The 11,861-nt window shown below is 39.9% G+C and carries 12 protein-coding genes; 7 read left to right on the forward strand and 5 right to left on the reverse strand.

The features are described 5' to 3' along the window. Positions 1-47: 47 nt before the first annotated feature. Complete coding sequence (locus tag H5158_RS08470) at positions 48-974, reverse strand: manganese-dependent inorganic pyrophosphatase (RefSeq protein WP_182739835.1); 927 nt, start codon at positions 972-974, stop codon at positions 48-50. 172 nt (positions 975-1,146) lie between these two features. Between H5158_RS08470 and H5158_RS08475 the strand changes: the two genes are divergently transcribed. After that, entirely contained in the window at positions 1,147-1,665 is a 519-nt protein-coding gene (locus H5158_RS08475; protein ID WP_145234706.1) for a hypothetical protein, read from the forward strand. A 1-nt stretch (position 1,666) separates the two neighbouring features. Beyond that, the gene (mutM, locus tag H5158_RS08480) at positions 1,667-2,476 is read left to right on the forward strand and encodes a bifunctional DNA-formamidopyrimidine glycosylase/DNA-(apurinic or apyrimidinic site) lyase (RefSeq protein ID WP_182739836.1); all 810 of its coding nucleotides are present in this window, start codon (positions 1,667-1,669) and stop codon (positions 2,474-2,476) included. A gap of 72 nt (positions 2,477-2,548) precedes the next feature. Here the strand turns inward: mutM and H5158_RS08485 are convergent, their stop codons facing one another. Genes H5158_RS08485 through H5158_RS08495 form a run of 3 tightly spaced genes read right to left on the reverse strand, consistent with a single transcriptional unit; the run spans position 2,549 to position 4,996 of the window. Continuing rightward, the gene (locus H5158_RS08485) at positions 2,549-3,049 is read right to left on the reverse strand and encodes a DUF3299 domain-containing protein (RefSeq protein WP_182731300.1); all 501 of its coding nucleotides are present in this window, start codon (positions 3,047-3,049) and stop codon (positions 2,549-2,551) included. A 10-nt stretch (positions 3,050-3,059) separates the two neighbouring features. Then, complete coding sequence (locus tag H5158_RS08490; RefSeq protein WP_182718341.1) at positions 3,060-4,310, reverse strand: FtsX-like permease family protein; 1,251 nt, start codon at positions 4,308-4,310, stop codon at positions 3,060-3,062. Next, positions 4,307-4,996, reverse strand: coding sequence for an ABC transporter ATP-binding protein (locus H5158_RS08495; RefSeq protein ID WP_149983162.1), 690 nt, complete (start codon positions 4,994-4,996; stop codon positions 4,307-4,309). Before H5158_RS08495 ends, H5158_RS08490 begins: the two co-directional genes overlap by 4 nt. Before the next feature lie 184 nt (positions 4,997-5,180). On the opposite strand from H5158_RS08495, the gene H5158_RS08500 reads away from it, so the two are divergent. From H5158_RS08500 to H5158_RS08520, 5 genes are all read left to right on the forward strand, one after another. After that, positions 5,181-6,287 (forward strand): phosphoribosylaminoimidazolesuccinocarboxamide synthase, encoded by a 1,107-nt coding sequence (locus tag H5158_RS08500; RefSeq protein ID WP_182718340.1) that lies wholly within the window; start codon positions 5,181-5,183, stop codon positions 6,285-6,287. 163 nt (positions 6,288-6,450) lie between these two features. Next, positions 6,451-7,110 (forward strand): methylamine utilization protein, encoded by a 660-nt coding sequence (locus H5158_RS08505; protein WP_182718339.1) that lies wholly within the window; start codon positions 6,451-6,453, stop codon positions 7,108-7,110. After that, a complete protein-coding gene (locus H5158_RS08510; RefSeq protein WP_182718338.1) occupies positions 7,103-9,415 on the forward strand; it encodes an EAL domain-containing protein in 2,313 nt (770 codons plus the stop codon). The genes H5158_RS08505 and H5158_RS08510 overlap by 8 nt, the downstream gene beginning before the upstream one ends. Beyond that, positions 9,402-10,235, forward strand: coding sequence for a DUF3034 family protein (locus tag H5158_RS08515; protein WP_182739837.1), 834 nt, complete (start codon positions 9,402-9,404; stop codon positions 10,233-10,235). Before H5158_RS08510 ends, H5158_RS08515 begins: the two co-directional genes overlap by 14 nt. Continuing rightward, positions 10,235-10,654, forward strand: coding sequence for a group 1 truncated hemoglobin (locus H5158_RS08520; RefSeq protein WP_182718336.1), 420 nt, complete (start codon positions 10,235-10,237; stop codon positions 10,652-10,654). Before H5158_RS08515 ends, H5158_RS08520 begins: the two co-directional genes overlap by 1 nt. Here the strand turns inward: H5158_RS08520 and H5158_RS08525 are convergent. Next, positions 10,651-11,661 carry a glycosyltransferase family 9 protein gene (locus H5158_RS08525; RefSeq protein ID WP_182718335.1) on the reverse strand — a complete coding sequence of 337 codons (1,011 nt, stop codon included), beginning with the start codon at positions 11,659-11,661 and terminating at the stop codon, positions 10,651-10,653. The genes H5158_RS08520 and H5158_RS08525 overlap by 4 nt on opposite strands. Between the last annotated feature and the right edge of the window lie 200 nt (positions 11,662-11,861).

The raw sequence follows: 11,861 nt of genomic DNA on the forward strand, positions 1-11,861 counted from the left end.
GCACCTAGCACCTAGCACCTAGCACCTAGCACCTAGCACCTAGCACGTTAAAGCTTTGCAAATGCATCTTGCAGTGGTGGTACTACTTGCTTTTTACGGCTCAGTACGCCGTCTAGCCATACTTTTCCGTCTTTGGGCGTTGCACCATAAGCAGTTTCAACTAGTGTTGCATCGTCAGATACGATCAGCATTTGTGAGCCTTCTTTCATGATGTCGGTAAGTAATAAGAATACCGAGTGGCGTCCACCTTCTTCTTTAAGCTTAGCAATATCAGCTTCAAGGTCTGCTTTAATATCATCAAATACCGCTAGATCGATAACTTCTAATTGACCAATACCAACTAGTTTACCGTTCATGTTGAAGTCTTTAAAATCACGCATTACTAAATCACGCGCTGGAGTATTCTCAACCGCTGACTTAACACGGAACATATCCATGCCTAATTCTTTAAAGTCCTCGATGCCGGCAATTTCAGCAAGCGCTTCAACACATTTAATATCAGCTGTGGTGCAGGTTGGTGATTTGAAAATAACCGTATCACTTAAAATTGCACACATCATGATGCCTGCAATGTCTTTTGGAATTTCAACATTGTAGAAGTCATACATCATTTTAATGATCGTGTTTGAGCAGCCAACAGGGCGGATCCAGCATTCAAGAGGTGTAGAGCTGGTTAAATCGCCTAGTTTATGGTGATCAACAACGCCAACAACGCGAGCTTGATCGATATCATCAGGTGCTTGCGTTTTTTCGGTATGGTCAACGATGTAAACATCTTCACCGGCATAACTTAATTTTAGCTCTGGTGCTTCAAAGCCGAATTTATCAAGAATAAACTGCGTTTCAGGTGATATTTCACCAAGACGAGTTGGAATTGCTGGTTCTTCGATTTGGTTTTTCAAATATGCGAGTGCGATTGCACCACAAATAGAATCTGAATCTGGGATTTTATGACCCACTACATACATTGACATGACGGAACTCCTTAAATTTTGCCGTATTTTAGCAAAGTAATTTAACTTTGACACATTCGCGTTGGTGATTTTTTGCAATATTCAGTCTTAACAGTAGTTAAAAAATTCAACTGCCATTTTTATATGTTTTTGGTTACACTTTAACTAATTGAATCTTTTAGGAAGAACTCAAATGCAGTTAGGTCGCAGGGGCTGGAATAATGTGGTTATTTTTTCCATGCTGTTGATGATTTTCTTTTTTAATGGATTACATACAAAACTCAACAGTGGTTCAGAACAATCTAGTGTGCAAAGTGTATTGCCAGCGCAAAACTTTATTTTAGCTCTAGAGTTTCCCGATCAAAAAATAGAGCGCATAGGCACTTCTTGGCGCGCCACTGCATTAATCAATAATGCACCTGCTAGTTTTTGGCAAGCAACAACAGCAAACCTTGTGGCATTAGTAAATGAATGGCAGAGCATGCAATTGTCGGTCGCTGATAATCAGCAAGCATTCCATAATACCTCAGCTTTGACTGTAGCAACCGTATGGTTGGCAGGCGAGCAACTTCCTTGGTTGTATCAATTATATAGCGCACCACAAGGCTATTATTTATTAGATAAAAGCAACCAGCGCGTGTTATCACTTGATAAAGCAACTGCGCAGCGTTTATTCCCTAGTTTTAATTTTTCACAAAGTGAGCCTAAATAGTATGCCTGAATTACCAGAGGTTGAAGTTAGCCGAATGGGGATCACCCCACATATTTTGCAGCAAACAGTTACAAAGGTGAATATTCATAATCCGAATATGCGTTGGCCTGTGCCTGATGATGTGTACAAAATCGCTAACTTAGCTGTGTTAGCTGTTGAGCGTAGGGCAAAGTATTTGCTACTTGAGTGTGAACTGGGCTGCATTATTTTGCATTTAGGTATGTCGGGTAATTTACGAGTTGTTGAACAAAATGAGCCATTAAAAAAGCATGATCATATCGAGTTTATATTTGCCAACGGTAAAGCTCTTAGACTAAATGACCCACGCCGATTTGGTTGTTGTTTATGGCAAGCGCCCGGCGAATGCCATAGCTTACTGAGCAAACTGGGCCCTGAGCCACTCACTGATGAATTTACTGCTAAGCGCGTATATAAGCAGTCACGAAATAAGAAAGTGCCAATCAAACAATTTATTATGGATAACGCTGTGGTGGTTGGGGTGGGTAATATTTACGCTAACGAGTCTCTTTTTAAGGCCGGTATTCATCCAAAACGTGAAGCAGGAAAAGTATCACAAGCGCGCTATCAGCAATTAATCCCTATTATTAAAGATACTTTGGCTGCGGCTATCACCCAAGGTGGCACGACATTAAAAGACTTTGCCCAAAGTGATGGTAAACCAGGTTACTTTGCACAACAGTTATTAGTTTATGGCCGCAAAGGTGAGCCATGTATGGTATGTAAGAAAGCATTAACAGAAATTCGTTTAGGGCAACGTAGTACAGTGTACTGTAGTCAATGCCAAAAATAAGTTAAGGCATGTTGCACTTGAGAGCTGCTATTTGCAGCACTGGGAACAACACGCCTGAGGTATGTATCTGAGTTACAGCTCAAACGGTGCAACGCCGACGGCTGTCATTTTATAGCCCACTTGTGCAATGTCGCCACTCCAGGTTTCAGTGCTGATGACGCCGGTAACTACTATGGCATCGTACAAACTTTCAATTGGCACGCCGCCTTTAATTGTCACATGAACAATTTGATTCGGTGGTGGTGGTGGCACGTGGATGCAAGCACCAAAGTAAGGCACTAATAAAAACTCAGTAATCATTTCGCTGTCACCTTCAAGAGGTACTACAAACCCAGGTAAGCTGACTGATTGGCCATTGAGTTCCTTAACAATTGGTGCATCTAGATCAGGTTGCACCCAATTTTGCTCTGTACCTTCATGGCTAGCTTGATCTTGAGTATCTATTTGTACATGTCCCTTAGGAATTAAATCTTCCCAAAAAATTTCTTTTGGTTCATTGGCATAACTACTAAAATTATAACCAAAGCTAAAAATAACTAAGCAAAGCAAACTGAGCTTTTGAAAGTACTGCATGATATTCCTCTTAAATTTTAATGCTCATGCCATCAGACAATGAGTAAAAATAGGCGCGGGTGGCTGGTATCAAACCAACGATAAAGCCGGCCGCCATAATAGCGCCGATCAATACCAGTTCATAGCTCGATAGCATCGCAATGGTGATTGTGATGCCGGCATTACTTTGCAAGTAACCTGTGGCAAGAGACATTAATAAATAAAATAACCCACAACCTACTAGGCAACCTAAAAAGGTTATCAGTAGTGATTCTATGCTGATCAATGTGAATAAATGCCAAGGACGCGCACCGACAGAGCGTAAAATGGCCAATTCGCGGCGGCGTTGGTTAAGGCTGGCCAATAGGGTCGTTAGCATGCCTAGCAGGCTCACGAGTACCACTACGATAGAAAACAGCAACAAGATTTTTTCAACAATTGTCAGCATTTCCCATAGCTCACGCAAAGTTACACCAGGCATGATGGCAAGCAACGCTTCAGGTTTGTACTGATTAATATTGCGCCTAACTTGTAACGTATAAAGCGGAGAATCAAAACCCACTAAAAACGCGGTGATTTGCTTAGGTTCGCCTGTTAGATCATCATGCTGTTCATGTTCATGTTCATGTTCATGGCTGGTATGGTTACCGCTGTGGATCAGTTCAATAGCCGCTAATGGAATATGTAGGGTTTTATCAACTGGCGTGCCTGTCGCATCTAAAATGCCCACCACAGTGAAGGGATTATCATCATGATGATGAAAGCTGGTATTACCCATACCGTGTGAAATAACGATACTATCACCCAGCGAATAGCCTAGCTTTGCTGCTACCTGCGCGCCCAGTACAACTTCATTTAAATGGGCGAAGGCGCGGCCTTGGCTAAAACTAAGCTGCTGCTTTTTAGCAAATTTATAATGTTGAAAATAATCAGCAGAAGTGCCCAGTACCGCTTGGCCTTTATGGCTGTCCCCTAGTGATAGCGGAATGGTCCAGTTGACGCCGCGTTGCTGTTTTATATATTGGTAGCTTTGCCAGCCAACGCCATTATTAGCATGACCAATGCGAAAAACCGAAGACAATAACAGCTGTATATCTCCGGTACGAGCGCCAACAATTAGATCAGTACCAGAAATGGTATTACTAAAACTACTTTTGGCATCAACCCGCACTCGCTCAATACTCAGCAATAACATGACACTAACAGCAATAGTAAACAGAGTTAAGAATGCACTGGCGCGGCGATTATATAAGCTACTAATAGCAAGTTTTAAGAGGATCATTTACCTTGCTCCTGTAGCGACAGTAAATCAATGTTGCGATTAAAAAGCGGTTGTAAGCTTGTATCATGGCTGACAAAAAGTAAGGTGCTATTCGCTTCGTTTGCTTGTGTAAAAAGTAAGTTGATAAAGGACTGGCGATTGTTTGCATCAAGAGCAGACGTTGGCTCATCGGCAATTATCAATTCTGGGCTGCCAATAAAGGCGCGCGCCGCCGCGACTCGCTGTTGCTGGCCAATACTCAAACTAGCGACATTTTGTTGATGTAATTGCTCGTCTAAGCCCAGTGCATTTAATAGCCTTGAGGCCTCTTGATTAAGGGTTGGACTATTGATTAATGCTTTTTTTTGCCGTGGTTTTGAAAATTGGCAACCTAATGTGACATTATCAATCGGTGATAGGTAAGGAAGTAAATTAAAATTTTGAAAGATATACCCAATATGCTCAGCGCGAAACTTATCGCATTTACTTTTACTTAATTGACCCAGTTCACAGCCTAAAATACTCAGTTGGCCTGATGTAGGGCGGTTAATGCCTGCAAGTAACGATAATAAAGTGGATTTACCACAGCCGCTAGGGCCATGTAAAAACACATGTTCGCCTTTAGCAATGCTAAGTGTTGCAATTGCTAAAGTGGGTTTGACTTGTTGTTTTTGCCATTTAAAACTTAGCTGCTGTATATTAATCATCACGTAAATTACTACTGGATTTTGATGTTATCTTATAACGTGTATAATAAAATACCAACTAAACTGCGTTAAATCACATAGTGCTTTAATTGTGATTTCCCCCGGTCTCGATTATTATTAGCGGCTTATAACCCCATACCCATACAATCGCCCTTACAGGGCGTGCCATATACTCGGAGATAGCATGACTAGCTATAAAGTTTTAGACGTAAACGATGACTTACCAATACGCACTAAGGGCCCCGTTCACAGTGGCAAAGTACGTTCAGTTTATTGGTTAACAGACGAAGACAGCGCACGTTTGATCAGCGAAAAAGGCTATCAAGTACCTAAAGGTACTGAGCTGGCTATTATGGTAATTTCCGATCGTATCTCTGCCTTTGATTGTATTTGGCAAGGTGAAAATGGCCTAAATGGTGTACCAGGCAAAGGTATTGCGTTAAATACTGTTGCATCGCATTGGTTTAAGCTATTTGATCAAGCAGGTCTGGCGGGCAATCATATTGTTGATATTCCACATCCGTATGTATGGATTGTTCGTAAAGCCAGTACTGTGAAAGTAGAGGCAATTGCTCGTCAATATATAACTGGCAGCATGTGGCGTGATTACAGCAAAGGTGTTCGTAATTTTTGTGGTTTAGAATTACCTGAAGGCTTAACCGCTAATCAGCAGTTAGATGATGTGTTAATTACGCCATCAACGAAAGGTATTATTACTGGCGTTGCAGATATTCCTGCTGTGGATGATGTAAATATTACTCGTGACAATATCACTAATAACTTAACTGTGTTTAACTTTAAGTCTGAAGATGATGTTACGCAATACGAAAAACTTCTTGTTGAAGGTTTTACCTTAATTAGCGCTGAGCTGGCTAAATTGGATCAAATCTTCGTCGATACAAAGTTTGAGTTTGGGTATGTAGAAGATATTGATGGTACAGATAAACTTATCTACATCGATGAAGTCGGTACGCCTGATTCATCGCGCATTTGGGATGGTGCTGCGTATCGTGATGGAAAAATTGTTGAGAACTCTAAAGAGGGGTTCCGCCAATTATTAATTAGTAATGTACCTGATAGCGATGTGTTACTGAATAAAGACCGTATGCCTGAGCGAGAGCAACTTGCTAAAGATTACATACTGCCTGAATCAGTTATGTTATCTGTGTCAGAAACATATGTTGGCATTGCCAGTAAAATAGTTGGCTACGATATCGCTATTCCAACAGATCCTCGCGCAGAGGTTATAACTATTTTGGATCAACAATATGGCTTGATTTCCAAGCTTTAGTCACTAGTTATTTGCTTGCTGTTGTTTAAAAGCCTTAAGTTTTCCTATTATTTAGTGTAACTGGGCTTTTATTCTTGCATTTGGAGTCAGTCTCTAATTAACTTAACCTAAGATTAATTAGAGATACTCATATGTTAGTGTTCGCACAACAGGGGATGACCAAATGAGATTGCAAGTAATGGTAACAAAAAGCGTTATAACTCTTTTCGCAATGGCGCTTGCAAGTAAAGGTTATGCACAAGATGTTACGCTCAATATCGTTGATCAATATGGGCAGCCTCTCACCAATGCAGTTGTAGAAATTGCTAGCAAAAGCAATAAAAAATTATCGCAGCAGTTACCTGTACTGATAATGGATCAAGTAGATAAGCAGTTTTCACCAACACTTTTGATTGCTCATCAAGGGCAGCAAGTGAACTTTCCTAATAGCGATAATATTCGCCACCACGTGTATTCTTTCTCTGAAGCTAAACCATTTCAGTTAAAGTTATATTCAGGGCAACCAGAAAACCCGATTACATTTGAAAATCAAGGGGTTGTGGTGCTTGGCTGTAATATCCATGACTCTATGCTAGGGTATATTTATGTTGCAAAAAGCGCTGATGTTTATCAAAGTGATGAGCGTGGAAATGTGCAACTAAGTGGCCTAACTTTGCCAGTACAGCTAACTCTTTGGCATTCTTTACAAAAGAACACACTTGAAGAAAAGCAGTCGCTAACGTTAGCTGTAAATTCGCCTCATAGTTTACAAGTAACACTGCAAACAACTGAGCCTAAGCCACGTAATACTTTTGGTAGTAAGTTTAAGGGTGGGAATGACTAATAGTTTAAAAAATCGCATAACTATTTTATGTGTAGGCTTAGTGTTATTAACTACAGTTATGAGCTTATTTAGTTTCTGGTGGTCGACTAGTCAATTTAATGAAAAAAAGGTCACCCAAGATATTAATGTGGCTGAAAATGTCTATAAGCAGTACTTAGCGTCGAAAGAAAGTTTATTGCTCACAGCTGCAAAAGTATTGACTGCTGATTTTGGTTTTAAACAAGCGGTTGCCACTAAGGATGCAAATACGATTAGTAGCGTATTGTATAATCATAGTCAGCGAATTAATGCTGATTTAATGTTGTTATTGGACTTATCAGGTAAGTTGGTATCAACTAATCGACAACAAGACTTTGATAATAATTTACAAGCGTTAATGAGTGAGTTGCTCAACAATACCGAGCAATCTAGCTTTGTTGTGCTAAATAATGAGCTATATCAGGTTATTTTATTACCTATTAAAGCCCCACGTACTATCGCGCACAGTTTAGTCGGCTTTAAAATTGATGATAAGGTTGCGGTTGAGCTAAAAAACTTAACCGGTATGGATGTAAGCTTTATTGCTAACAGCGATAATTTGGTTAAAAGCTCTTTGTTAGAGCGCCCGACGCCGTTTATTCCGACTGAATATTTTCATAAAACAACCACGCAACGAATTTTTGGTGAACAACTGGTATATCGCAATCGCGATGTACACCTACCTTCCCTTGACGATCATCCCGTTAATGTATTACTGAGTGCTGATCTAACGCAGAGTTACAGTGAATTTGAGCGATTGTTTTACACGCTAGTCATTCTTGCGTCTTTAACGATTTTTATCGGTGTTATTACCAGTAGTTTATTGGCCAAAAACTTAACCATGCCATTATCACAATTAGTGACTTTAGCGCGGCAGTTTGCCCGAGGAAACTACAGTGTTGACGCGATGAGCAAAAAGCAAAGCAATGAAATAGCTACATTAATTGATGCTTTTAAAAACATGGGTAATGATATCCAAGAGCGTGAACAACAAATTAGCTTTGCTGCAAAGCATGATTCTTTAACTGGTTTTTATAATCGTTCTGCAATGCTGGAAGTGTTGAGCGAAAATCTTCAACAAGACCAAGAATATACCTTAGTGGCAATTGATATTCGTGGCCTTAGGCATATTAACGATAAGCTAGGAGCTCGTATTGGCGATGACTGCTTAAAAGCTGTAGCTTTACGTATTGCTGAGTTTTCAGATGAGTTTGGTGGTTTACATGCACGTATTGGTGGTGATGAATTTTTAACCGCGTTTCCTAGTAGTGCAGGGCGTAATCTTAAAAGTGGCATAGTCGGGTTAATGGCGCAGTTACAAGCTGGTTATACTATTCAAAAGCTTAAAATCAATTTACGTTTTAGTGCTGGTGTGGTGGAGTATCCTTCGCAAGGGTTACAAGCGGATGATTTAATGCGTCGGGTATTGATTGCTGTGGATAGTGCCGCAAGTGCTCATGAAAATATTCATTATTACCTGCCTGGAGAGGATGAAGCGCATCTTGATAGGCTCATTATGATCGATGAGCTCAAGCAAGCGATTAATGATGACGATGGTCAATTGTTTATGACTTATCAGCCTAAATTACATATCGCTACACAACAAATCAATAAAGTGGAATCGCTTATTCGTTGGCAACGCAAGGATGGTAGTTGGGTATCGCCGGAGCTATTTATTGACCTAGCTGAACAATCGGGATTAATTGTTGACCTTACCGGTTGGGTGGTAAAAACAGTAATAGCACAGGTCGGACTTTGGCAACAGCAAGGCATTTATATGCAAGCTGCAATTAATGTTTCAGCCCAAGATATCGCTTATCCCGGCTTTCACTCCAATTTAATTCGTACATTAAAACAGTTTTCAGTTGCACCTGCGCTTATCACGATTGAATTAACAGAGCGCGATATGATTGAAAATGAAGAAAAGGGCATTCACGCGCTGGAGAATCTTAAAGCGATCGGTGTCAAAATATCTCTTGATGATTATGGGGTTGGGCAAACATCGCTAGGGCGCTTGAAAATGTTACCTATTGACGAGCTGAAATTAGATAAATGTTTTATTCTTAAACTTGATGAATCTGAAAAGGATCAGTTTATTGTTGAATCCACAATTACCTTAGGTCATCAGCTTGGCTTCTCTGTCGTAGCCGAAGGGGTTGAAACATTAGGATCGCTAGAGCTGTTACAAAAAATGCAGTGTGATCATGTGCAAGGGTATTATCTAAGTCGTCCACTCAAAGCCGATGCGTTTGAGCAATGGTTGGAGCAGTATAATGAAAAAGCTTAAATTATTATTTTTAGCTGTTATCGCATTATCTGCATTTAATAGCTTTGCCTCAAAAGGCAAGCTGCTAGCAACGCCTGGAGTATCGCAAGTAGAAGGTAGTGGTGGTGGTGGTATCGTGCCTTGGGCGCAGCTTGCGGGTTATGCCAGCGAAGATGAGTTTTCTATTAATGGCTTTTGTAGTCGGGCTGATGTTACCGATTACAGCTTAGATGTATGCGGTGCCCAAGTTAACTTGTTTAATCGCGTTGAGCTTAGCTATGCACAGCAAAACTTTGCTGTGCCGGCGCTAAATACCGAGATAGAACAAGAAATCACCGGTGTTAAGATTAGGCTCTATGGTGATATTGTTTATAGTGACTGGCCTCAACTTTCGCTGGGAGTACAATACAAATCCCTTGATGATGGCGCAGTCGCGACATTAGTAGGGGCTAATGACACCTCAGGTATAGATATTTACCTTGCTGCAAGCAAGTTACATTTAGGGGCCATTGCAGGTTATAACTGGTTTTGGAATGTTACCACGCGTTATAGTGAAGCAAATCAGCTTGGCTTACTTGGATACGGTGGAGCGAATAGCAATGAAAAACTCTTATTTGAAGCTAGTACTGCCATTTTTCTTAGTCGAGAAGTTGCTGTTGGAATAGAGTATCGTCAAAAATCAAATAATCTCGGATTGGGTGAGCAAGATTGGCAAGATGTATTTGTTGCTTGGATGCCAAATAAATACGTAAGTGTCACTGCCGCATACCTTGATTTAGGTAGTATTGCTGGAGCAAAAGACCAAACCGGTTGGTACTTATCGGTAACAGGATATTGGTAATGGAAAAAATACTAACAACGATAGTGTTAATAGCCAGCTTAGCTGGTTGTTCATCGGCTTCAAATCTAACGTTTTATCAGCAACTTGATGGTAAAGCAGGGCTACAAAGACTGGTTGATAGTTTCATTAATCAAATCGGTAATGACGAACAAATTATTCATTACTTTGAGCATGCAAATATTAGCCATTTCCGCGAAGGCTTTATTAATCATTTGTGTGTATTAACTGATGGGCCCTGTGAGTACACGCGTGATAGTATGGTTGATATTCATACTGGCATGCACATCACGGAGGCTGACTTTAATCATGTGGTTGATTTGTTAATCAATGCCATGAATGAACAAAATATTAGTCATACAGTGCAAAATAAAATACTCGCGAAAATGGCACCACTGAGAGCTGAAATTATTAAGATTTAGTGATCCAGTAACTTTAAAGCAGCTTCACTGACGTGATGTGGCTTTATTTCGTTAATAATATCTTTTTCAAGTAGCTGATCGCCATTTGCAATTAACGTAATGGCATTAGTTACTTTGGGTGCCACAACACTCCATGGCGAAGTTCCTAAGCCCACAACAGCAACAAAAGGAATATTGAATGCAGCTGCAATATGCATGGGACCAGAATCGATTGTCAGTAATAAATCAAGCTCACCGATAGCGTCTATCATAGTAATAATCGAGGTTTTCCCAGCAAGGACGACAGAGTCAATTTTTTGCTGGTTTAGCCGCTCCTGTAATTGTTGGGTATCTTCAAGCTCACCGTTATCACCAAAAATATAAAATGTGCAGTCAATATTTTTAGCTATATCAACCATTGCAACAAATGAAAGCTCATTAGGGTAATGACGCAAGCCTTTATTTTTTCCGCCAAAATAAACCCCGATAGATTTTTTGTTCTGTTTAGGGATTAACAGGCTCGGCTCTTTTACGATTGCTGTTTTTGGTATAGAGCTAAACGGATTACCATGTGGCTCATTCACAAGTCGGCAGTAGCGAAATATATAGTGGTGATTTTCGTCTAATTTCAGTTTGTGTGTTAACAGTGGTGAGCGACCATTTTTTGCATAACCTACTCGGTATTTGATACTTGCTAAAAAGCAAAGTATTGCTTCAGACAATGAGTTGCGCATAATTACTGCAAGCTCAATGTTAGCATTTTTGAGTATTTTTGCTTGTGCCCACATAGAGATGGGTTTGTTATTATCAAAGCGTTCATCCACGATAACACAGTAGTCAGTCTCGCGTTTAAACATCTCAGCTAAGTGAGGTCTAACAAATAAGATAATGCTTTTAGTTGGATAAAGGTCTTTAAGTAGTTGTAAAGCCGGTGTGCAATTGACTGCATCACCAATAAATTTTGGTAGTACTACTAAAATATTGCCTGCTATTTGGCTGCTTACTATTTGTTGATTATTTTTTTTCATCTAAGTTTAGCCTTTAGAACTGTCAATATTAAGATATTTTAAAATCATCTTTGTATCACATTGTTTGCAATATAATGCCTAGTATAAATGTATATAATTGTAGAAAAAATATTTTTTAGTTTATTCTTGATAATTTAAGTAATTTACAGTGTATATAGAAACTGGCAAAATTATTGTGCAAAATGTACCGTAACTATTTT

The sequence above is a fragment of the Pseudoalteromonas sp. SR45-6 genome, assembly GCF_014163545.1.
In the GTDB taxonomy this organism is placed as follows: Bacteria; Pseudomonadota; Gammaproteobacteria; order Enterobacterales; family Alteromonadaceae; genus Pseudoalteromonas; species Pseudoalteromonas rhizosphaerae.

Bases quoted from the DNA above. Each gene is read 5' to 3' on its own strand.
- H5158_RS08470 (WP_182739835.1), bottom strand. From the start codon at position 974: ATGTCAATGTATGTAGTGGGTCATAAAATCCCAGATTCAGATTCTATT.
- H5158_RS08475 (WP_145234706.1), top strand. From the start codon at position 1,147: ATGCAGTTAGGTCGCAGGGGCTGGAATAATGTGGTTATTTTTTCCATG.
- mutM (WP_182739836.1), top strand. From the start codon at position 1,667: ATGCCTGAATTACCAGAGGTTGAAGTTAGCCGAATGGGGATCACCCCA.
- H5158_RS08485 (WP_182731300.1), bottom strand. From the start codon at position 3,049: ATGCAGTACTTTCAAAAGCTCAGTTTGCTTTGCTTAGTTATTTTTAGC.
- H5158_RS08490 (WP_182718341.1), bottom strand. From the start codon at position 4,310: ATGATCCTCTTAAAACTTGCTATTAGTAGCTTATATAATCGCCGCGCC.
- H5158_RS08495 (WP_149983162.1), bottom strand. From the start codon at position 4,996: ATGATTAATATACAGCAGCTAAGTTTTAAATGGCAAAAACAACAAGTC.
- H5158_RS08500 (WP_182718340.1), top strand. From the start codon at position 5,181: ATGACTAGCTATAAAGTTTTAGACGTAAACGATGACTTACCAATACGC.
- H5158_RS08505 (WP_182718339.1), top strand. From the start codon at position 6,451: ATGAGATTGCAAGTAATGGTAACAAAAAGCGTTATAACTCTTTTCGCA.
- H5158_RS08510 (WP_182718338.1), top strand. From the start codon at position 7,103: ATGACTAATAGTTTAAAAAATCGCATAACTATTTTATGTGTAGGCTTA.
- H5158_RS08515 (WP_182739837.1), top strand. From the start codon at position 9,402: ATGAAAAAGCTTAAATTATTATTTTTAGCTGTTATCGCATTATCTGCA.
- H5158_RS08520 (WP_182718336.1), top strand. From the start codon at position 10,235: ATGGAAAAAATACTAACAACGATAGTGTTAATAGCCAGCTTAGCTGGT.
- H5158_RS08525 (WP_182718335.1), bottom strand. From the start codon at position 11,661: ATGAAAAAAAATAATCAACAAATAGTAAGCAGCCAAATAGCAGGCAAT.